The 21,165-nt window shown below is 65.6% G+C and carries 22 protein-coding genes and 1 pseudogene; 10 read left to right on the top strand and 13 right to left on the bottom strand.

The annotated features are described in order from the left end of the window. Positions 1-13: 13 nt before the first annotated feature. The gene (gene mprF / locus RT131_RS04825) at positions 14-2,566 is read left to right on the top strand and encodes a bifunctional lysylphosphatidylglycerol flippase/synthetase MprF (RefSeq protein ID WP_313170742.1); all 2,553 of its coding nucleotides are present in this window, start codon (positions 14-16) and stop codon (positions 2,564-2,566) included. Between the two features lie 94 nt (positions 2,567-2,660). On the opposite strand, the gene RT131_RS04820 is transcribed toward mprF, so the two are convergent. The 4 genes from RT131_RS04820 to thpR all read right to left on the bottom strand — a co-directional run bounded on the left by RT131_RS04820 (position 2,661) and on the right by thpR (position 5,607). Then, positions 2,661-4,001, bottom strand: coding sequence for an AcvB/VirJ family lysyl-phosphatidylglycerol hydrolase (locus RT131_RS04820; RefSeq protein WP_313170740.1), 1,341 nt, complete (start codon positions 3,999-4,001; stop codon positions 2,661-2,663). A gap of 70 nt (positions 4,002-4,071) precedes the next feature. Continuing rightward, positions 4,072-4,269: an oxidoreductase-like domain-containing protein gene (locus tag RT131_RS04815; RefSeq protein ID WP_313170738.1), complete on the bottom strand. Its 198-nt coding sequence runs from the start codon at positions 4,267-4,269 to the stop codon at positions 4,072-4,074. A gap of 62 nt (positions 4,270-4,331) precedes the next feature. After that, positions 4,332-4,931, bottom strand: a complete 600-nt coding sequence (locus RT131_RS04810) for a hypothetical protein (RefSeq protein WP_313170736.1) — start codon at positions 4,929-4,931, stop codon at positions 4,332-4,334. An 88-nt stretch (positions 4,932-5,019) separates the two neighbouring features. After that, positions 5,020-5,607 (bottom strand): RNA 2',3'-cyclic phosphodiesterase, encoded by a 588-nt coding sequence (gene thpR / locus RT131_RS04805; protein WP_313170734.1) that lies wholly within the window; start codon positions 5,605-5,607, stop codon positions 5,020-5,022. A 275-nt stretch (positions 5,608-5,882) separates the two neighbouring features. Between thpR and RT131_RS04800 the strand changes: the two genes are divergently transcribed. Further along, complete coding sequence (locus RT131_RS04800) at positions 5,883-6,977, top strand: tetratricopeptide repeat protein (protein WP_313170732.1); 1,095 nt, start codon at positions 5,883-5,885, stop codon at positions 6,975-6,977. Positions 6,978-7,009: 32 nt separating this feature from the next. Here the strand turns inward: RT131_RS04800 and RT131_RS04795 are convergent, their stop codons facing one another. Next, positions 7,010-7,342: a zinc ribbon domain-containing protein YjdM gene (locus tag RT131_RS04795; RefSeq protein ID WP_282265415.1), complete on the bottom strand. Its 333-nt coding sequence runs from the start codon at positions 7,340-7,342 to the stop codon at positions 7,010-7,012. Positions 7,343-7,496: 154 nt separating this feature from the next. Here RT131_RS04795 and RT131_RS04790 point away from each other — a divergent pair. Then, a pseudogene (locus tag RT131_RS04790) lies at positions 7,497-8,432 on the top strand (cation diffusion facilitator family transporter); the annotation flags it as partial. A gap of 63 nt (positions 8,433-8,495) precedes the next feature. Further along, the gene (locus RT131_RS04785) at positions 8,496-9,872 is read left to right on the top strand and encodes an Hsp70 family protein (protein WP_313170730.1); all 1,377 of its coding nucleotides are present in this window, start codon (positions 8,496-8,498) and stop codon (positions 9,870-9,872) included. A gap of 134 nt (positions 9,873-10,006) precedes the next feature. Here RT131_RS04785 and RT131_RS04780 read toward each other — a convergent pair whose 3' ends face one another. From RT131_RS04780 to RT131_RS04770, 3 genes are read right to left on the bottom strand one after another with little or no spacing between them, the layout of a single operon-like run. Next, complete coding sequence (locus RT131_RS04780) at positions 10,007-10,897, bottom strand: DUF4097 family beta strand repeat-containing protein (RefSeq protein WP_313170728.1); 891 nt, start codon at positions 10,895-10,897, stop codon at positions 10,007-10,009. An 11-nt stretch (positions 10,898-10,908) separates the two neighbouring features. Next, complete coding sequence (locus tag RT131_RS04775; protein ID WP_313170726.1) at positions 10,909-11,451, bottom strand: hypothetical protein; 543 nt, start codon at positions 11,449-11,451, stop codon at positions 10,909-10,911. Further along, complete coding sequence (locus RT131_RS04770; RefSeq protein WP_313170779.1) at positions 11,448-12,023, bottom strand: sigma-70 family RNA polymerase sigma factor; 576 nt, start codon at positions 12,021-12,023, stop codon at positions 11,448-11,450. Before RT131_RS04770 ends, RT131_RS04775 begins: the two co-directional genes overlap by 4 nt. Before the next feature lie 235 nt (positions 12,024-12,258). On the opposite strand from RT131_RS04770, the gene RT131_RS04765 reads away from it, so the two are divergent. From RT131_RS04765 to RT131_RS04750, 4 genes are all read left to right on the top strand, one after another. Then, positions 12,259-13,425, top strand: coding sequence for an ectonucleotide pyrophosphatase/phosphodiesterase (locus tag RT131_RS04765; protein WP_313170724.1), 1,167 nt, complete (start codon positions 12,259-12,261; stop codon positions 13,423-13,425). Between the two features lie 19 nt (positions 13,426-13,444). Beyond that, positions 13,445-14,026 (top strand): mechanosensitive ion channel family protein, encoded by a 582-nt coding sequence (locus RT131_RS04760; RefSeq protein ID WP_313170722.1) that lies wholly within the window; start codon positions 13,445-13,447, stop codon positions 14,024-14,026. A gap of 194 nt (positions 14,027-14,220) precedes the next feature. Then, positions 14,221-15,480, top strand: a complete 1,260-nt coding sequence (locus RT131_RS04755) for a sugar transporter (protein WP_313170720.1) — start codon at positions 14,221-14,223, stop codon at positions 15,478-15,480. A 90-nt stretch (positions 15,481-15,570) separates the two neighbouring features. After that, positions 15,571-16,089 carry a GNAT family N-acetyltransferase gene (locus RT131_RS04750; RefSeq protein ID WP_313170718.1) on the top strand — a complete coding sequence of 173 codons (519 nt, stop codon included), beginning with the start codon at positions 15,571-15,573 and terminating at the stop codon, positions 16,087-16,089. A 248-nt stretch (positions 16,090-16,337) separates the two neighbouring features. Here the strand turns inward: RT131_RS04750 and RT131_RS04745 are convergent, their stop codons facing one another. Beyond that, entirely contained in the window at positions 16,338-16,601 is a 264-nt protein-coding gene (locus RT131_RS04745) for a DksA/TraR family C4-type zinc finger protein (protein ID WP_282265397.1), read from the bottom strand. Between the two features lie 161 nt (positions 16,602-16,762). Beyond that, complete coding sequence (locus RT131_RS04740; RefSeq protein WP_313170715.1) at positions 16,763-17,317, bottom strand: DUF2058 domain-containing protein; 555 nt, start codon at positions 17,315-17,317, stop codon at positions 16,763-16,765. Positions 17,318-17,386: 69 nt separating this feature from the next. Here RT131_RS04740 and RT131_RS04735 point away from each other — a divergent pair, with 69 nt between their 5' ends. Both RT131_RS04735 and RT131_RS04730 read left to right on the top strand, forming a co-directional pair. Further along, positions 17,387-17,884 (top strand): YgjP-like metallopeptidase domain-containing protein, encoded by a 498-nt coding sequence (locus tag RT131_RS04735; RefSeq protein WP_296246089.1) that lies wholly within the window; start codon positions 17,387-17,389, stop codon positions 17,882-17,884. Between the two features lie 66 nt (positions 17,885-17,950). Next, the gene (locus RT131_RS04730; protein WP_313170713.1) at positions 17,951-18,661 is read left to right on the top strand and encodes an rRNA pseudouridine synthase; all 711 of its coding nucleotides are present in this window, start codon (positions 17,951-17,953) and stop codon (positions 18,659-18,661) included. A 165-nt stretch (positions 18,662-18,826) separates the two neighbouring features. On the opposite strand, the gene RT131_RS04725 is transcribed toward RT131_RS04730, so the two are convergent. The 3 genes from RT131_RS04725 to sstT are packed head-to-tail and all read right to left on the bottom strand — an operon-like array spanning position 18,827 to position 21,059. Further along, a complete protein-coding gene (locus RT131_RS04725; RefSeq protein ID WP_313170711.1) occupies positions 18,827-19,129 on the bottom strand; it encodes an AzlD domain-containing protein in 303 nt (100 codons plus the stop codon). After that, positions 19,126-19,848, bottom strand: a complete 723-nt coding sequence (locus RT131_RS04720) for an AzlC family ABC transporter permease (protein ID WP_313170709.1) — start codon at positions 19,846-19,848, stop codon at positions 19,126-19,128. The genes RT131_RS04725 and RT131_RS04720 overlap by 4 nt, the downstream gene beginning before the upstream one ends. Positions 19,849-19,853: 5 nt before the next feature. Further along, entirely contained in the window at positions 19,854-21,059 is a 1,206-nt protein-coding gene (gene sstT / locus RT131_RS04715) for a serine/threonine transporter SstT (protein ID WP_313170707.1), read from the bottom strand. Positions 21,060-21,165 lie beyond the last annotated feature (106 nt).

Below are 21,165 nucleotides of genomic sequence, written 5' to 3'. Positions count from 1 at the left end.
CCTATCCGCCTGCATGACCGCGTCCTCCACGCCTTCGGAACCTTCCGCGCCGGTTTGGCGGCGCATGGCCGCCATCCTCGTCACCCTGGCCATCATGGCAATGGCGTTGCATGCGCTGGCGGGGGAGTTCAGCGATCACGGTTACCACCAGATCCGCGCCGCCGTGCGCGGGCTGTCATGGGCGCAGTTGGGTCTGGCCACGCTGTTGGGCATGGCCAGCTATGCCTGCCTGATCGGATTCGATGCGATTGGCCTGCGCCGCGCCAGGCATCCCCTGCCCGCCGCCCGCGTCGGCATCACCGCCTTCCTGGCCCACGCCGCAGGGCAGACCCTTGGCTTCGCCGCACTGACCGGTGGTGCCATCCGCGTGCGCAGCTACGGCCGTGCCGGGCTCAGCCTGGGCGAGATCGGCCAGGTGGTGCTGATGAGCACCCTGGGCTTCGTGTTCGGTGCCTGGCTGCTGCTTGGCCTGGCCTTGCTGCTGGAACCAGGCGCCGCCGCCTTGGCGCTGCCCATCTCGGCCACGACGGTGCATGCCCTCGGCATCGGCGTGTTGGTCGGTTTCGCCGCGATGTTGCTGTTGGTCGGCCGCGACGGCCGCAGCGTCGGTTGGGGCACGCACCGGATGTGGATTCCTGACCGTCGCACGGTACTGGAAGTCACCGTACTGAGCGTGGTTGAGCTGTGCCTGGCCTCGGCCGCTTTCTACGTCCTGCTGCCGGCGCAGGCCGAGGTCGGCTTCATCGGCTTCGTTGGCCTGTATCTGGTCGCGGTGGTGGCCGGACTGATCTCCACGGTGCCCGCAGGCTTGGGCGTATTCGAGTGGAGCCTGCTCAAGCTGCTGCCGCAGGTGGCGCCGGCCGCCATCCTCGCCGCCGCCGTGGCCTATCGCATCACCTATTACCTGCTGCCGTTATTCCTGTCCGCGTTGCTGGCCGCCCTGGCCAGCGTGCGTCGCCCGCTGCGCAGCGGTGCCGGTACCGCCTGGACGGTGATCCGCCCCTGGCTGCCACAACTGATCGCACTGGCCGTGTTTGCGGCCGGCGCACTGCTGCTGATCGACGGCACGCTGCCAGTGCCCCATCAGCGGGTGTTGCCGGCATCGCTGCCTATCGTGGAGACCTCACACCTGCTTGGCAGCCTGGGCGGCGTGTTGTTGCTGTTGATCGGACAAGGCCTGCAGCGGCGCAGCCATGCCGCGTGGATGCTGGCATTGGCGCTGTGCATCGCCCTTCCGCTGCCGGCCTGGTTGCGTGGCGGCCATCTGACCGTGGCCCTGGCCTTGCCGCTGGTGGCGGTGGCGCTGTGGGCGGCCCGGCGCGAGTTCTACCGCGAAGGTGCCTTGCTCGACGAGGCATGGTCGTGGCCATGGCTGCGCAATGTCGCGCTGGTGCTGGTGGCGACGGTGTGGCTGCTGTTCTTCGTCTACAGCCACGTCGAATACCAGAACGAACTGTGGTGGCAATTCGCCACCTCGGGCAATGCGCCACGTGCGCTACGCGCCTTGCTGCTGGTCTGCATCGCGCTGGTCGTATTCGGGCTTGCACGTTTGCTGCACAGCACCCGCAGCCCCCTGCCCTTGCCGGACGCGGCAACACTGGAGCAGCTGCGCCCGGTGCTCGCCCTGGCCGAAGATACCCAGGCCTGCGTGGCGATGACCGGCGACAAGGCGATCCTGCGCAGCGAGGCTGGCGATGGCTTTGTGATGCTGCAGCGCTACGGCGGTTCGCTGGTGGCGATGGGCGACCCGGTCGGGCCGCCAGCAGTAGCAGCAGCGCTGATCTGGAAGTTCCGCGAGGAGGCTGATCGACTCGGCCTGCGCCCGGTGTTCTACCAGACCAGCGACAGGTACTGGCAGCACTACCTGGACCTTGGCCTGACGCTGGTGAAACTGGGCGAGGAGGCAATGGTGCCATTGCAGGACTTCAGCCTGGCCGGCAGCGAACGGGCCGATCTGCGCCAGGCGTGGAACAAGGGCAAACGCAGCGGCCTGAGCTTCAGGCTGGCAGCGGCCAGCGAAGTTCCCGCCTTGCTGGATACGCTGGAAGAAATCTCCGAAGCATGGCTGGACGAGAAGGCCGGCGAAGAAAAAGGGTTCTCGCTGGGCAGCTTCGAGCCCGGTTACCTGTGCCGCTTTCCGGTGGCGCTGGTCGAGGCGGAAGGACGCATCGTCGCCTTCGCCAACATCTGGCAGGCACCGGCAGGGCATGAGCTGTCGGTTGACCTGATGCGACACCGCCCGGATGCGCCCAAGGGCACGATGGACTTCCTGTTCATAGAATTGTTCCTGTGGGGCGCGGCCAATGGCTATACCCGCTTCTCGCTCGGCATGGCACCGCTCACAGGCCTGGCCCAGCATCGCCTCGCGGGCCGCTGGAACCGGTTTGCCAATCTGGTCGCGCGCCATGGAGAGCGCTTCTATGGTTTCAGCGGGCTGCGTCGTTTCAAGTCCAAGTTCGCACCACAGTGGCGGCCCCGTTATCTGGCTGCGCCCGGTGGCGTGCATCTACCGGCTGCGCTGCTGGATGTGACCCGTTTGATTTCGCTGGACCCCAGCAGGAAATAAGCAAGTTGGTTTGTGGGAGCGGCGTCAGCCGCGAAGCTGGCATCGTTTCAGATCACCGGCTTCGCGGCTGACGCCGCTCCCACAACACTCCGCATCAAGGCCCCTGCACGTGCTGCAGGACCACCTTGGCCAGACCTTCGTAATCACCTTCAAAATGGTGATCGCCAGGCAGCTTGATCAGTTGTGCGCTACCGGCCGGCAGCTTCGGGCACAGCGCATCTTCATCGTCGGCACCATAGATGCACAGCGTGCGATCAGCCGCCAGGCGGCGCATTTCCGGCGCAATCGGCAATCCATCATCGCCGCCACTGGAGATCCAGTTGCTGACATGGAACTCGTAGTCGGCACGCTCCCCCACCGACATCAGCGCGGTCATGGCCAGCATCTGTGCGCTCGCCCGCGGCAGCTTGTTGATGGCCGCGGGCAAGACATCGGCCCCCTGCGAGAAGCCGATCAGCATCAGTTTCGGCCGTTGCCAATGGTTGGCGTAATAGCGCGCGATGCGATCCAGGTCGGCGGCGAATCCTGCCGGCGTGCGCTCGCTCCAGAAGTAGCGCAGCGAATCCACGCCCACCACCGGAATCCCGGCCTTTGCCAGGGCGCCAGCCACGTCCTTGTCCAGTCCAGCCCAGCCACCATCACCAGAGACAAACACCGCGAAGGTATCGCCCTGCCCGCTGGCCGGCACTTCCACCAGCGGCAGCCCATCCAGGTCCTGTGGCACGGCCGGCAGGCTGATACCCCGCTGCGCGCCCAGCACCCGCGCAGCCGCTACTTCACCGGGCAAGGCACTGCCCTGGCGGGTACGTGCGAACTGCCGCGCCCACGGCACCGCATCGGTGAACGCCGTCACTGCCGTCGCCGCACATGCCTGCTGCTTGCCCGCCGCCGCGTTCAACCAGGGAAAGCGCAACGGCTGCGGCAACAGCACCCGGCCCTTGATGGCATCGCCACAGGTCATCGTCGCGTTGCGCAGCTGCGGGCAGAAGCCATCGGTCAGCAAGCCGGCGAACACGCCCGGGTCTGCCTGGCTCGCGACCGCATAGGCCAATGCCGCACCAGACCCCTCACCGCCGAGGATGGGCAGGCGATAGGTCGGTACGTGGTAATAGGCCTGCACGTAGCGCGAGAAGTTCTCCACATCGCCGGCGGAGAAACCACAGCTGCCACCTTCCCTGGCCAGCACCTGGTACAGGTGCGGGGTGTCGATATCCACCACCAGCGCGCCGTCATCGCGCAGTGCCTGCAGGCGCGCCACGTGCCCGGTGGAGGCGGCTGCATCGCCAAACCACAGCACCACGCGTTGTGCCGGCAAGTCGGGCAGCAGCACCGGTACATGCTGGAAACGACCGTGGCTGACCTGCTCGGCTGCCATTGCCGGCGCCGCCCACAGGCTCATTGCCAGCACCCACATTCCCCACATCACACGTGCCATGTACAGGCCTCAAGAACGGTTCTGCAAAGCCTACGCCCGTGGCAGGCGGAATGATGTCGAAACCACCGGTTCAGGCCTGCGCTTCTGGATGGCGTTCAAGCCATTCGGCCAGCCGCTGCCGGTAGAGCAGCAGCTCATCGGTATACAGATCCAGCACGCACAACGGGCAGCCGCTGCCACAGCATTCGTTGGGACCCGGTGCCTCCGGCGGTTGCGGGCGGGGGTCAGGATCGGGAGTTGCGGGAGCTTGGACGGGCAATTCGTTCATTACAGCGGCCGGCTAGGCCCAATCAGCAACAGGACAGACTGCATTTTAGCCAAAGCCAGGCATCAGGCCGTGGCCCGGCGCAGGTTGGCACGCGCCGCCGCGTCGTAGCGTTCATGGAAGAAATCACTGAAGAAGATGCGTGGCTGCGCCAGCAGCTTCTTCAGGAACCGGCGCCGGTTGAGCCGGAACAGGAAACCCGGCACCTTGCCCAGGTATTCCTCGGCAATGCCACGGTCATAGGCATCAAACACCGCATCCGGCGCCCCCAGGATCGCCATGTCGCTGTCCAGGAACAACGCAGCGTCGGCATCCAGTCCCTCGCCATCCAGGCTGCCATGGCGCGCCGTCAGTTCAATCAACGCCATCACCCGGGCCACATCCACTTCGGCATCCGGCAGCCAACGTTCGATACCGGACGCGGCAAGCTGCGCCGAGCGCGCCTCGTTGTCGCCGCGCCCCGCCTCGTAGATGGCATCGTGGTAAAGCACCGCCAACAGCACTTCCAACGGCTGCTGCCAGCCGGGGCCAGCGGCGACATCACGGTAGTGCTGCAGCAGCGCCTGTACATGGCCAAAGTTGTGATACGCACGCGGCGGCTGCGCGTAGGCGGTTTTCAGCTCGGCCAACAGCGGCGGCGGCAGGGTCTGCAGCAAGTCGTTCATGGCCGCATCTTGGCATGAAGCCAGGACTTGGAAAGGCCCATCATCAATCGGGGAGCCGCGGATTGCACCGCGGACGGCAGCCCCCGGCTCAGCCCAGTTGCCAGCGGCCTTCAATCTGGTAACGGCCCTGGCCGAGGAAACTGCGCACCAACACGAATTCCCGCACGAACCAGCGCAGCGGCTGTACCGGCTGGATCGGCAGGCGGCGGCGGTCGTACAGCAGGGTCATATGCGGGGTGAAGCGCGGGTCCAGCTTGCCACCCACGCCCTGCAGGCAGCGCGCCAGCTCTTCGTGCAGGCCATTCAACAACTCCGCGCCGTACTCGCTGCGCAGCACGAAGGGGTTCTTCACGCCGCCGGCAAAGCTGCCCACCTGATCAAAGCAGACCTCGAACTCGGGCATGCGCACCCGTGCCGCAGCCTGGCGCACCTTGGGCAGCAGGCTCGGCGGCAGGCCGGCGTAGTCGCCCAGGTGATGCAGGGTGACATGCAGGCGTTCGGGGGCCAGCGGCTGCCCGATCAGGCCATGTTCCTCGCGCAGCCCGTCAGCCAGCTCCGCCACGCGCTCGGCCGTCATCGGGTCCGGCATCACGGCAAAGAAAAGGCGCTCGGTTGGAATATCGCTGCCCAGGCCCAGTGACATCTGGGCCTCGGTGGAGGAAAGCTGCTTCGTCATGGTCTGGTATCGAAAGCCGGCCGACTTGCCCGCTCCGTTGCGGCGGCCACTACTGTCTGGGCCGCGGATACTAGCAGACCCCGCCGGTCACGGCCCGGCCATGGTGAAAATTTCACCACCACTTGCCAAGCCACGCCCTGCAAGGGCTGCCAGCAGTTATCCACATGTTTGCACGGCGCTGGTCCACACCTGCTGTGGATTTGTGCCGGCACTGCTCCCATGCCCCCGCAACAGGCCTACACTGGGCAGGCCGCAGCAAACTCCGGGTGATCGCCATGATCGGTTGGAATGCGTTAGTCCTGCTCGCCGCCAGCAGCGTGGCCTTTGCCGCGCCACCGCCAACACCGGCCCCGGTACCGACCCCGGCGCAGGTGATGGCGATTCCGCCGGAGATACGCGCGCAGTTGCAGGAGCGGGTCATCAAGGTGGCCAATTCCCCCGAACAGCGCCTGCACCTGCTGGTTGAACTGGTGTTCCGCCCAGAGGGACTGGGCCTGGAATACGACACCGAAGCCACCCTCACCGTGGCCGAGACCTGGCAGCAACGGCGCGCCAATTGCCTGTCATTCACCCTGTTGTTCGTCGCCCTGGCCCGCGAGATCGGCCTGGAGGCACGCATGCAGGAGGTGGGCCAGGTGGTGTCCTGGTACCAGGACCAGGGGCTGATCTTCAACGCCGGCCACGTCAATGTCGGCATGCGCGTGGATGGCCGCCAGGCGACCCTGGACCTGGACAGCAACGTGCTGTACGACCGTCGCGGCCCACAGCCGATCAATGACAGCCGCGCCCTCGCCCATTTCTACAACAACCGGGGGGCCGAGCAGCTGGCCGCGCACGACTACGCCAGCGCGCGCGCCTATTTCGACGCGGCATTGCGGATGGATCCGCGGTTTGTGCCGGCATGGAGCAACCTGGGCGTACTCGAGTCGCGCGAAAACGACCTCGATGCCTCCGCCAGGGACCTGGAAACCGCATTGTCGATCAACCGCTTCCACGCCCCCGCCCTGCACAACGCCACCAAGCTCTACCAGCGCATGGGCGACACCCGCCGGGTGGCGCAGATGCAGTCACGACTGGAGCAGGTGCGCAAGCGCGACCCCTTCTACCAGTTCATGCAAGGCACCACCGCCGAGCGTGACGGCAACTACGTGCTGGCGGCGCACTATTACCGGGAAGCCGTGCGGCTCTACGGCAACGCCCATCAATTCCACTTCGGCCTGGCCCGGGCGTATTTCCTGAGCGGCGACAATCGCCTGGCCATGCGCGAGATGAAGCGCGCCCGCGACCTCGGCGGCGATCCCATGAGAGCGGTTTACCAGAGCAAGCTCGATGGCATCCGCCGGCTCGAAGCGCGCCATGCGGCGCGCTGATCGCGCACCGCTGGCGGCCTGGGCAATCCGGCTCAGGCCTTGCGCAGGAAGCAGGTCTTCAGCACCAGGCCCTTGATCTTTTCCGAGTTGCCTTCGATGTGCTCGGCATCGTCCTCGACCAGGCGGATGTTGCGGATCACCGTGCCCTGCTTGAGCGGAATCGATGAACCCTTGACCTTCAGGTCCTTGATCACGGTGACGGTGTCGCCTGCCGCCAATACGTTGCCGTTGCTGTCGCGGACCACCAGCGTCGACTCCGCCGCTTCACCAGCGGTCCACTCATGGCCGCAATCGGCGCAGATCCACAGCGCGCCGTCGGCGTAGACATTCTCCAGCGAACACTGCGGGCAGGAAGTAACAGACATGGGGGACTCCCGTACATTGAATAACCCCGCATTGTAGCCGCTCAGCTCCGCGTCACTCACGCCATCGCCACGCACACGGAAGGAAAGTGCCAGCGCGGCAAGCGATGTCGCGCTGCCAGGACATCACATGGCGAAAGACAGCGGCTCCCGATTCGTCATCCTCGTGGCACTGGCCGGCAACCTGGGCATTGCGGTGGCCAAGTTCATCGCGGCCGGCATTTCCGGCAGCTCGGCCATGCTCAGCGAAGGCGTGCATTCACTGGTGGACACCACCAATGAAATCCTGCTGCTGCATGGGCTGAACCGCGCCAGGCAACCACCCGACCGCGCCCATCCGCTCGGTCATGGCCGTGAACTCTATTTCTGGAGCTTCATCGTCGCGGTTCTGGTCTTTGCGATGGGTGCAGGCGTTTCGCTCTACCAGGGCATCATCCACCTGCGCGACCCGGAGCCCGTCGCCAACCCCGGCATCGCCTACATCGTGCTCGGTGTCTCGCTATTGTTCGAAGGCAGCTCATGGTGGGTAGCGCTGCGCGAGTTCCGCATCGGCAAGGGCCATCATGGCTATTTCGAAGCCTTCCGGCGCAGCAAGGACCCGAGCACCTTCACCGTATTGCTGGAGGACAGCGCCGCCCTGCTCGGCCTGTTGATCGCCTTGGCCGGGTTGATCGGCGCGCAGTGCTTGCAGATGCCGGAACTGGATGCACTGGCCTCGATCGGCATCGCACTGGTGCTGGCCGTGGCCGCCTTCCTGCTGGCACGGGAAACCAAGGGTCTGCTGATCGGCGAACCGGCCCATCCTGAATTGGGCGAGGCCCTGCTGCAGCTGGCGGCGGCCGACCCGGACATCGAGAACGCCAACGGCATCCTGACCGTCCAGGTCGGCCCCAATCAGGTACTGGCAACACTCAGTGCGGCCTTCGACGACCGCTGCACCACGCCGCAGATCGAAGCCTGCGTGGCCCGCATCGAACAGGCCGCGCGCCTGCGCCACCCGGAGATCGTGGCGCTGTTCGTCAAACCGCAGACGCCGCAGGCCTGGCAGGCGCGGTTGGCCGCGCTGGAGCCACAAGCAGCCAACAACGGGTGAAGCCAGCGTCGCGGCGGCGTAGTAAAGTGCGCGGCCGATTCAGCAGCAAGACGCGCAGGCACCATGAAACTCGGTATCGACTTTGGCACCAGCAACTCGGCCGCCGCCGCCCACATCGACGGCAAGGTGGTTCCGGTCAGTTTTGGTGAAGCCCAGCAGTTCCGCACCACGGTGTACTTCCCCGAGGTAATGCGCGACCCCAACGATTTCGAACTCACCCCGGCACTCGAAGCGCAGGTCGATGAGCTGATCGAATCCGGCCGCCGCGACGCCCGCGCGGTCGGCAACACGCGCAGCCATGAACAGCTGCGCAGCGACGCCATCCGCGTGGTGCGCCGGCAGTGGATGGAAGAACGCATCCGCGAACCGCGCAGCTCCACCACCCTGCTGCAGAACGCGGTCTATGGCGACGAAGCGCTGGAGGCCTATTTCGAGGAGAACGAAGGCAACCTGGTGCAGAGCCCGAAGTCGATGCTGGGCTACAACCTGCATCCGCGTGCCAAGCAGACCATCACCGGCATCGCCACCCATATCCTCGAACACATCCGCCTGACCGCCTCGCGCCAATTGCGCTGCAATGTGCGCAGCGCCCTGCTCGGTCGGCCCGTGCAGTTCCGCAGCTCGATTGGCGCGGCCGGCAACGAGCAGGCGCTGGACATCCTGCGCAGCGCGGCGATGGCAGCAGGCTTTGACGAGGTGGATTTCCTCGAGGAGCCGGCAGCGGCGGCCATGCATTACCACGCAGTCAGCAGCGAGCGCCACGAAGCGGTGATCGTCGACGTCGGCGGCGGTACCACCGACATCGCCCACGCCAGCGTTGGCGGCAACGCCGCGCCGCAGATCCATCGCGCCTGGGGTATTGCCCGTGGCGGTACCGATATCGACCTGGCGCTGAGCCTGGCCGGCTATATGCCACTGTTCGGGCGCGGCATCACCCGCGTGCCCGCGCACCACTACGTGGAGGCGGCGATGGTGCAGGACATGACCCGCCAGCGTGATTTCCGCCAGCACAATTACGACGCGGTGGAACTGCCCTATGGCCTGCGCCTGCAGGCGCTGCAGGACACCGGCAATACCGCGCGCCTGTACCGCGCGGTGGAACAGTGCAAGATCAGCTTGAGCAGCCAAGCCCGCCACAACAGCGTGCTGGATTTCATCGAAACCGGACTGTTCGTCGACATCGACGCACCGCATCTGACGGCGGCCGCCGGTGCTTATCTGGGCGAGCTGGAGACCTTGCTGCAGCAGGTGCGTGCCGATATCGGCCACGACCCGGCGGCGGTGTTCCTGACCGGTGGCATGTCGCGCGCCGGTTACATCCAGCAAGCAGCGGCAGCGGCATTCCCGACTGCCAGGCTGGTGCACGGCGACCCATCGTTCGGCGTGGTGCAGGGCTTGGCGCTGGCGGCAACAACCGGGGCGGTCGTAGGAGCTGCGTAAGCCGGGAAGCTGGGACTCCAGAAACCCAGAAGCCCTACCCCTCCCCAACCCCTCCCCTTTGCTGCGCAAAAGGGAGGGAGCAAAAGCGTCCCTCCCCAACCCTCCCCTTGCCTATGACAAAGGGAGGGAGTGAATCAACGATCCAGACTCACCCGCACGCTGCCCGAATGCGACTGGATCGAAATATCACCGTCGCCGCCGCCAATCCGCGCGTCCAGGTTCTTGCCCGGCCCGTAACGCGGGCTCTCCACCTGGCCTACGTCGGAGCGGATGCTGCCGCTGAAGGTGCTGACCTTGAGCTGCGCCGAGGTATTGGCCGGCAAGCCGAGTGATACCGAGCCACTCACCGTCTCCAGATTGACCCGGCCACCCGGCTGCAGGCCCGCACTGCGCACGCCCACGCTGCCGGATACCGACTCGGCACTGAGCCGCTGCACCTTGGCCAGGTCCAGGGTGATACCGCCAGACACAGTATTGGCCGAGACCTCACCGCCGCTGGCGCCGGCTGCATTGATGCCACCGCTGACTGTCCGCGTCTCCAGGCGCGACGTCTGCAGCTGCGAGCGGATCGCGCCGCTGACCGTGGTCAATTCCGCCTCACCAGCACGCCCATTGGCGGTGATGCTGCCGCTGACGGTGGAGCTCTGCAGACGACGCAGGTCCACATCCGCGACATCCACGCCCGCACTGACGGTACTGGTCTGCAACTGCGCGGCGCGCGGCACCCGCAATTCCAGCACCGCACCGCGACTGCTGTGGCTGTTCTGCGGGTAAACCACTTTCAACGCCACCCGATTGGCACTGCTTTCTACTTCGAGCCGCTGGCCCTCGCCCAGTGAGCCGGTCAGCTGTACTTCGTTGCGGTCCCAGCCACGCACGGTGACCGAGCCGGCCACATTGCTCAGCTCCACGCGGCCGCCGCTGGACAAGGGCAGGTTACGGTTGACCGCGGTCTGCGCGAACGCGCTGGTCAATGGGGCCAACAGCAGTGCGGTGGCGATCAGATGGCGCATACAAGCTTTCATCAGGTGCTCCTTCATGTCGAAAGTCCGGTCGGGTTCACGCCCTTGCGGGTAAGTTCAAGCCGCAGCGCATAGGTGCGCTGCAACTGGCCAAGCAGAAAGGCGGCATCGGGACTTTGCGCGATGGCGCTGCGGATGCTGCCAGCGCTTTCGTCCAGCTCGCGCAGGGCCGGCTGCAGCTCGGCCGCCACGTCCTGCTGTGGCAGCGTGGCCATCGCCTGCCGGTATTGGTAGGTGATCGTATTGGCCTGATGCTGCAGGGACGATTCCTCGACCGCCACGGCTGCCGGTGGCTGCTGCGGCAACCACAGAACCCCCGCTCCCGCGACCAGCGCCACGACCACCGCGGCTGCGGCATAGCGCGGCCAGCGCCGCTGCATGCGCCTTGGGGCCGCTGCGTTCAGCGCCGGGGCGACAGGGGCCTGCTGGAAACGGGGTGTCTGCTCCAGCTCTGCGGCAATGCGCTGCCAGACGGCCGCCGGTGCCACCCGTTCGGATGGCAGGCCGCGTAAACGTTGGGCCAACGCATCATCGTGATCGTCGTCGTGAATATTCATCCTGCGTCTCCAAGCCGCGTGCGCAGCAAGCTGCGCGCGCGATGCAACTGTGCCTTGGAGCTGCCGACAGCCATCTGCAGTTCCACGGCGATTTCCTGGTGTTTCCAGCCCTCGATGTCATGCAGCACCAGCACTGCACGGGCGCGCGGCGGCAGCGTAAGCAGCGCGCGCTCCAGATCCATGCCCGTGGCATGGCAACGCGGCGTGTCAGCCATTTCGGCCAACAGGTCCATCCCTGATTCCCCGATGTCGAGCGATTCAAACGTGGTTGCCCGCAACTCCATCAAGGCCGTATTCACCGCCAACCGGTGCAACCAGGTGGACAATGCGCTCTCGAAGCGAAACTGCGGCAGCTTGCGCCAGGCCTGGATGAAGGTCTCCTGCAGCACATCCTCGGCACGCGCGGCGTTGCCGCCACACAGCCGCCACAGCAAGGCGTACAGCCGCGGTGAATGACGCCGGTAGATGCGCTCATAGGCGCGGGTGTCGCCGTCCGCGGCGGCACGGGCCAACGCAGCGTCATCCACGGCGGGCGGTGAGGGAGCAGTGGCAGTCACGGTGGCGTCGAGCATATCCATTGGATGCGGCAAGCAGGAAAAAGGTTTAAACCCGAATCAGGTTTTGCCAAAGCGGCCGGCAAGTGCGCCTCGACTGGCAGCAAATGCCGCACTGGCCGACAATCGCCGCTCGCCAAACCGTTGCCGCCCCATGTTGCGTACCCCCGCCCTGCTGCTTTGCGCCGCCCTTGCCCTGGCCGGCTGCACCAGCGCCCCGCTCGCCATCCAAACGCCTGCCAGCACCTCACGCATGCCCCAGCAAGCACTGGCGCCGGTGATCCTGGTTTCCATCGATGGTTTCCGCAACGACTACCTGGACCGCAACCAGACCCCGAACCTGGCAGCCATGGTGGCCGGCGGCGCCCGTGCCGAGTACATGCGCCCGTCGTATCCATCGATCACCTTCCCCAACCACTACACCCTGGTCACCGGCCTGCGCCCGGACCACCACGGGGTGATCGCCAACTTCATGACCGACCCGACCATCCCCGGCGTGCGCTTCAGCATGTTCGACCCGGCCACGGTCCGCGACGAGCGCTGGTGGGACGATGGCAAGCCGCTGTGGACCAGCGTCCGTGAACAGGGCGGCCGCGCCGCGGCGATGTTCTGGGTCGGCTCGGAGGCGCCGGTACACGGTGCACGGCCCGAGTTCTGGCGCCCCTTCGACATACAGGTAAGCTCACGACAACGGGTCAACCAGGTGCTGGAATGGCTGGCGCTGCCCGCAGCGCAACGCCCGCACTTCATCACCCTGTACTTCGACAAGGTCGACACCATGGGCCATCGTCATGGCCCCGACTCCGCCGAACTCAATGCCGCGCTTGGCGAAGTGGATGCGGCAATTGGCAACCTGCTCAGCGGCATCCGTGCGCAGGGGCTGCAGCAGAAGATCAACATCGTGGTGGCCTCCGACCACGGCATGACCGCCACCGGCCCCGACAAGCAGGTCTTTCTCGACGACATCGTCGATGTCGGCAGGCTGGATTTCGGCTGGACCGGCGCCTACGCCTCGTTCAACGCCCTTCCCGGTGGTGAAGCGGCCGCGCAACAGCTGCTGGACGGCAGTTACCCGCACATCCAGTGCATGACCCGCGAGCAGATCCCCGCCCGCTTCGAGTACGGGCATCACCGCCGCGTACCCGCCTACATCTGCACCGCCGAACTGGGCTGGCAGGTCACTACCCGCCAGGCCGAGAAGCGCAAGAACCACGAACTGCTGGGCGAGCATGGCTATGACAACACCTTGCCCGACATGTATTCACCCTTCATCGGCTATGGTCCAGCCTTCGTCCCCGGCGTGACCATCGCGCCGATCGACAATGTGGACATCTATCCGTTGCTGGCCCGTTTGTTGAACATCATCCCCGCCCGCAACGATGGCGATCCCCGCCATACCGATGCCGCACTGAAGCACTGACGCACCGCAAGGAAACCGCATGAAGCATTACCTACCCGCCTCGCTGCAGCAATGGATTGATCCGATCAACACCGGCCTGGGCATCCTGCTGATCCTGGTCGTGGCCTGGCTGCTGCGCCTGCTCACCCGGCGCCTGTTGGCGCGCCTGGGCCGTCACTACACGCTGCCGGCGCAGATCGAAATGGCAATCCGGCGACTGTCGAACTTCATCATCGGCACGGTGGCGCTGGTTGCCATCCTGCAGGCCCTGAACGTGCAGGCCAGCGTGCTGTGGACGGCGTTCACCGGCTTTGCCGCGGTCGGCGCGGTGGCGTTCTTCGCCGCCTGGAGCGTGCTGTCCAACATTTTCTGCACCTTCCTGATCTTCACCACCCGCCCGTTCCGTCTGGGCGACCAGATCGAGCTGCTGGAGAACGGTGAAAAGCCCGGCCTGAAGGGCGTCGTCACCGACATCAACCTGATCTACACCACCCTGCACGAGGTCGGTGGCCCGGTCGATGGCACCTTGATGCAGATTCCCAACAGCCTGTTCTTCCAGCGTGGCCTGCGTCGCTGGCGTGGTGGTGACGCCGCTGCAAGCACGCTGCAGGGAGATGGCTGAGCACTTCGGCCCTGCAAAGCGGGCTTCCCTACCTGCTCCAGGGCCGCTGGCAAGACCGCGGCCACGGCTGGCCCTGCTCCCGATCTGCAGAGCCCCGCCGGGCGCCGTGATCCACAGCGTTCTGCTCGCGTCCACCCGGCGCGTGCGAAAATTGCCTGCATTGAGCGACCGGCCCGGTCGCAGACCCGCTCGCAATGTCCGTCTCTCCCGATACTTCATGCCCTGCCCCGCAGGCAGGCGATGCTTTTGCCGTTGCCGGACACCAGCCGCCACGCTCCGACCGCCAACGCTGGCTCAGTGTCATCGCCCTGGCGCTGGCCGCCTTCGTCTTCAATACCAGCGAATTCGTCCCTGTCGGCCTGCTCAGTGACATCGGCGCCGATTTCGGCAAGCCGATCGAACATGTCGGCCTGATGCTGACGATCTACGCCTGGGTGGTGGCGCTGACCTCGCTGCCGTGCATGTTGCTGACCCGCAGCTTCGACCGGCGCAGATTGCTGCTGGGCGTGTTTGCACTGTTCATTCTCAGCCATGTGTTGTCAGCGCTGGCCTGGAGCTATCCGGTCCTGATGGCCAGCCGGATAGGCATTGCATTGGCGCATGCCGTGTTCTGGTCGATCACCGCCTCGCTGGCAGTGCGGGTGGCACCGGCGGACAAGCGCCCGCAGGCCCTGGGCCTGCTGGCCACCGGCACCTCGGTGGCGATGGTGCTGGGCATCCCCTTGGGCCGCATCGTCGGCGAACTGCTGGGCTGGCGCGTCACCTTCATGGCCATCGGCGGCGTCGCCCTGCTGGTGATGCTGGTACTGGCACGCCTGCTGCCAGCTCTGCCCAGCCAGAACAGCGGTTCGGCCAGCAGCATTCCCTTGCTGTTGCGGCGCCCCGCATTGATGGCCTTGTACCTGCTGGTGATGACGGTGGTATCGGCACAGTTCACCGGCTACAGCTACATCGAACCGTTCGTGCAGAAGATCGGCGGCTTCGATGCGCATGTGACGACGTGGGTCTTGCTGTTGTTCGGCGGCATGGGCTTCATCGGCAGCCTGCTGTTTTCGCGCTACGGCCTGCGCTGGCCGCGTGGCTTCCTGCTGGCGGCCATCGGCGTACTGGCCGCCAGCCTGTTGTTGCTGCGAACTGGCCTGCACAGCAGCTGGCTGCTGTACGCACTGGTTTCGGTCTGGGGCGTGGCGATGATCAGCTTCGCTTTGTCGATGCAGTCCAAGGTCCTGAACCTGGCCGCCGATGCCACCGACGTGGCGATGGCCCTGTTCTCGGGCATCTTCAACATCGGCATTGGCGCCGGCGCGTTGATTGGCAGCCAGGTCAGCCTGCAGCTGGGCATGCAGCACATTGGGCTTGTCGGCGGCCTGATCGCCACGGCGGGCTGGCTGTGGTGCCTGTTCGCGATGCTGCGCTGGAGCGGCAGCTTCCGTCTGGGCGGCGCGACGCACTGAGCTGCCGCCAGCGTACAGGTTTACAGCGTGGCGGCTGCAGGTATGCTTCCATCCACGCCGCTGCTTCCGGGGGCGCTACGGGGGAAGTACGTGGATCAGGACATCACTTTGCGTGACGCCAACCTCGCCGATGCAGAGGCACTGAGCGCGCTGGTCACCCCGTTGGCGCGACACCTTCTGGACGCCGACAGCGGTGCCAGCGCACATGCGTTCCTGGCCTCGCTGACTCCCGCCAGCTTCACCGATCGCCTGGTAGACAAGGAGTTCGCGCATTACGTGATTGAGGATGCAGGTGCACTTGTCGGCATGATCGCGATGCGCGGCGACAGCCACATCCATCATCTGTTCGTGAGCCGCAGCAGCCGCCAGCGCGGCATCGCGCGGCGGCTGTGGGAGCATGCACTGCGCATACACGGCCGCCGCGAGTACACGGTCAACTCGTCCGAGATCGCAGTGCCGGTGTATGAGCGGTTTGGCTTTGTCAGCAAGGCTGCGCCGCAGACGGTGAAGGGCGTGCGCTTTGTGTTGATGGAGCGACCGCGATTGGTGCCACGCGTTGTGCAGAAGCAGTACTTGAACGCCGTGCTGCCCGGTCCAGGAAAAAGCTGAGTTTTTGGGCTTTGGGCTTTTGCTTTTTTGCCGTCATCCTCGCGAAGGCGGGGATCGCTCCGGTTCTGGCTCCAGCCTTGGCCTTCGGCATTGATTCGGACCGGAATTACCGCGTAACTCCAAAGCGCAAGCAAATACAGAGCGATCCCCGCCTTCGCGAGGATAACGAGCAAGAGCAAGGCTAAAACAACAGCCAAAGCCGCAAACCACAGCGACGACCACAACAGGCACAGACACAGCCATCGTTCCTAGCGCAGCTGGCTATCCTTGCTGCCGCGCCGGTTATAGCCGGCAAACGCCTCGTCCTCATCCTGCGCCTGCTGGCAGGCGATGCACAGCCTCACCCCGGGCACGGCCTTGCGCCGCGCCTCGGGAATCGGCGCATCACATTCTTCGCAATGTTCCAGCCCCGGGCCGCTGGGCATGCGGCTGCGCGCACGCTTGATCGCGTCCTCGACGGTGGCGTCAATCTGATCCTGAACGGCGGTGTCGCCCGCCCAACCGGTAGCCATGTCCTGTCTCCACGTACAGCAACACAGGCAAATTGCCGCCTCCCTGGACACAATTCAAGGGCTGGCGGCCAGGCGTACAGCTGCCTGAGCAAGTTCCACCGGCGGAGGGCTGGCCGCTCACCACAGGCGTCGGCCCGCGCCAAACCGCGCGAGCACAGCGTTCACCACATCAGGTCGTCAGGCACCTGGAACTGGGCGTAGTACGCATCATCCTCGGCATTGCCAGTGGAAATCGGCGTATCCGCACTCTGGCCGTGGTCGAGGACGATCAGGCTGGCGTCACGCTCACGCACCTTTTCCGCAGCCATGCGCGGCAGCAGTTCGAAACTGTCGCCGTGCCGGGCAATCACCAGCGCACCATTGGCCAGCTGGGTGCGCAGCGCCTCGGTGACCAGCATCGTACGGATCACTGCGCCGTCGTTGAAACGGTATTCCAGCTCACCGGCGCGCGGCAGCTTGCGGTCGGCGATGATCTGTTTGGCCTGCGCGCGCAGCTCGTCGGCGCGACGCTGGGCATTGCGCTCGGCCGCCAGCTGGCGGTCCTTTTCGGCCTTCTCGGCACGGGCGCGATCGGCCTCGCGCTGGCTCTCGGTCGCACTGACCGGGCCCTTGCCGTGGCGCGCCTTGACCTGCGCGCGCGCCACCTGCGAGACCTGCGATTTCTTCACCAGGCCAGCCTTGAGCAGCTGTTCCTGCAGTGGATTACCCTTTGCCATCGTCGTTGTTCATGGTTCTGTTGCCGAGGCTGCCATCATAGCGGCCTGTCCTGTCCCGCCCAAATGCCCATGCTTCCGCTGAAATACCTGAATGGCTATCCCGAACACCTGCAGCAGCGCGCCCGCGAGCTGCTGGACGCGGGCAAGCTGGGCGAAGCGGTCCGCAAGCGCTACGCCGAGCCCAATCCGGTGCGCAACGACCGCCAGCTCTACGACTACGTGCAGGCCATCAAGGAGCGCCACCTGCGCCAGTCGGTGCCGCTGGGCAAGGTGCTGTATGACGGCAAGCTGCAGGTGGTCAAACACGCGCTGGGCACGCATACCGCCATTTCCCGCAACCACGGCGGCAAGCTCAAGGCCAGCCGGGAAATCCGCATTGCCAGCGTGTTCCGCGAGGCCCCGGCCGAGTTCCTGCGGATGATCGTGGTGCATGAGCTGGCGCATATCAAAGAGGCCGACCACAACAAGGCCTTCTACCAGCTGTGCCTGCACATGGAGCCGGATTACCACCAGCTGGAGTTCGACCTGCGCCTGTACCTGACCGCCTTGGAACATGAACCGGCCTGAGCCAGCCATCGCCGCAGTCCCGCCACAGCGCTACACTCCCCGCCCTTCGTAGAACCCATGGCCGCCATGACCACCCCGATCCGTCTCGACAAGCGCGTTGCCGCGCAGCTGCAGTGCTCGCGCTCGCAGGCCCAGCAGTACATCGAAGGCGGCTGGATCAGCGTCAACGGCGTGGTCGTGGAAACCCCGCAGACCATGGTCAGCGAGGAAGTCATCACGCTGGCCGCCGAAGGCAGCACCGAAGCCGCTGAAGCAGCCACGTTCCTGATCAACAAGCCGGCCGGCTGTACCGCCGAGCAGCTGTTCGCGCTGCTGGTCGACGAAAACCGCTTTGCCGATGACGCCTCCGGCATCCGTTCGCTACGCCGTCATTTCCAGCGCCTGGACTACCTGATGCCGTTGGATGACAACGCCAGCGGCCTGGTCGTGTTGACCCAGGATTGGCGCGTACGCCGCCACCTGCAGGAATCCGGCCCCAGCCTGGAGCAGGAATTCGTGGTCGAAGTCAGCGGCGAACCCACCCCGTGGGCGATGCCCAGGCTTACCCATGGACTGGTCCATGAAGGTCGCAGCCTGCCGCAGGCCAAGGTCAGCTGGCAGAGCGAGCAGCGCCTGCGTTTTGCGATCAAGGACGTGCGCCCGGGCCAATTGCAGTTCATGTGCAGCCAGGTTGGCCTCAAGGCCGAACAGATCCGCCGCCTGCGCATCGGCCGCATCGGCCTGAGCAAGATGCCCGAGGGCCAGTGGCGCTACCTGGCCACCGAGCAGAAGTTCTAGGCCAAGGCCCGCTTGGCCTTTGTGGGAGCGGCGTCAGCCGCGAAGCTGGCGATACATCTGGCCACAACACAAACCGCCATCACACGATGTGCAGTTGCAGACGATCAGTGCGTGGACGAAGCACCGGCTTCGCGGCTGACGCCGCTCCCACAGCCACCAGCTGGTTCACAGCAGTCGGATTAGCGCCGCAGCCGTCGCGCCCACAATCACCACCAACAAAAAAGGTGCCCGCAGCATCAAGGCTGCCGCTGCAACCAACAACGCAGCGATACGCGCATCGAAGGCCAGCCCCTGCCCGGCCGATACGGTGTTCATCGTGGTCAACGAAGCCAGCAAGCCGATGGTCAGACAGCCGGCCACGCGATTCATGCGCGGCGACTCCAACCACCGCACAGGCACCAGATAACCGGCGAACTTGATCGCCCAAGCAGCAACGCAGCCCGCTGCGATCCATGCCCACAGCGTCATCGCGCCGACTCCTGCCCGAGCTTCGGCGCAACGTCGGGCTCAAGCCCCTCGTCCGCCGGGCCGCGCCCAAACCAACCCCACACGGCGGCCACCGCGGCAGCCAACAGAATCGGTACACCTGGCGGTGCCCACGGCAGCGCCACCAGGGTCACCAAGGCACAGACCACGGCAATCGCCACTGGCTCGCGCGAACGCAGGCGCGGCCACAGCAACCCGAGAAAGGCGGCAACGGCCGCGCCATCCAGGCCCCACTGGCGCGGGTCGCCCAGCGCATCGCCAAGCAATGCGCCCAACAGGGTGAACAGGTTCCAGCACAGGTAGACGCCCAGCCCCGCCACCCAGAAGCCACGCCGCTGCTCCTTCGGATCGGTCTGGCTTGCCGCGGTCGCCGCCGATTCATCGATCGTGACCTGCGCCGCCAGCGGCCGCAGCCAGCCACGCGGGCGCAGCATGCGGTTGATCTGTGCGCCGTACACCGCGTTGCGGATACCCAGCAAGGTAGCCGCACCAAATGCCGCGGCGCCCGTTCCGCCTGCACCGACCACGCCGATGAAGGCGAACTGCGAGCCTCCGGTGAACATCAACAGGCTCAATGCCGCCGTCTGCGCGACGCTGAACCCCGAGGCCACCGCCAGCGCACCGAACGAGATGCCGTACAGGCCGGTCGCAATAGCTATCGAAACGCCGATGCGTACCGCTGGCGTGATACACCCGGCCATGGCCATCAGCCGCGCCCGCGCGCTTGCTCGGCCGCGGCGACAAACACCACGTCGGTGGACGAGTTCAATGCGGTTTCCGCCGAGTCCTGCACCACGCCGACGATGAAGCCGACCGCCACCACCTGCATCGCGATGTCGTTGTTGATACCAAACAGACCGCAGGCAAGCGGGATCAACAGCAACGATCCCCCCGGCACGCCCGACGCACCGCAGGCACCAATGGCGGCCACCACACTGAGCAGCAGCGCCGTGGCCAGGTCCACCGGGTAGCCCAAGGTATTGACCGCCGCCAGGGTCAGCACCGAGATGGTGATCGCCGCACCGGCCATGTTGATGGTCGCGCCCAGCGGGATCGCCACCGAATAGGTCTCCTCGTGCAGGCCCAGCTTGCGGCACAGCTCCATGTTGACCGGGATGTTGGCGGCCGAAGAACGGGTGAAGAAGGCGGTGATGCCGCTCTCACGCAGGCAACGCAATACCAGCGGATAGGGATTGCGACGGGTCACCACGGCGACGATCAGCGGGTTGCCGACGAAAGCCATGAACAACATCGCCCCCACCAGTACCGCCAACAGATGCGCGTAGTTTTTCAATGCGCCCAGGCCGGACTCGGCCAGCAGCGAGGCAACAATGCCGAAAACACCCAGGGGTGCCAGCTTGATGACCAGGCGGACCACCCAGGTAATCGCATCGGACAGATCACTGACTACGGTACGTGTGCCCTGGCTGGCGTGACGCAATGCCAGGCCCAGACCCACCGCCCATGCCAGCAAGCCGATGTAGTTTGCGTTGAGCAACGCGTGCACGGGGTTGTCGACGATCTGCATCAACAAGGTATTGAGCACCTCACCGATACCGCCGGGGGCGCTCATGCCGGCCTCGGCAGCCTTCAGCACCAGCTTGGTGGGGAACAGGAAACTGGCCGCCACACCAACCAGGGCGGCTGCCACGGTACCAATCACGTACAGCAGCAGGATCATGCGGATATGGGTCTTCTGCCCCTGCTGGTGATTGGCGATGGAGGCCGTGACCAGCACCAGGACCAACACCGGCGCCACCGCCTTCAGCGCCGAGATGAATACCGTGCCGAGCAGGCCAACGGCGATCGCACCGGCAGGCCAGAGCAGCGCCAGCACGATACCGGCGACAAGGCCGATGACAATCTGCAGCACCAGACTGGGCGCTCGGAACAGGGAGGAACGTTCGGTCATTGCAGGGCTCGCAGGAAACGCAAACCCCGATTCTCGCCCACCCGGGGCACCGGCCGCACCCCCGGAACGTCATGGAATCGCTGCAAGCTGCCGCCGGCTCACGAAC

It is taken from the genome of Stenotrophomonas sp., assembly GCF_032066555.1.
Taxonomy (GTDB): domain Bacteria; phylum Pseudomonadota; class Gammaproteobacteria; order Xanthomonadales; family Xanthomonadaceae; genus Stenotrophomonas.
This window is presented reverse-complemented; position numbering and strand designations above follow the sequence as displayed.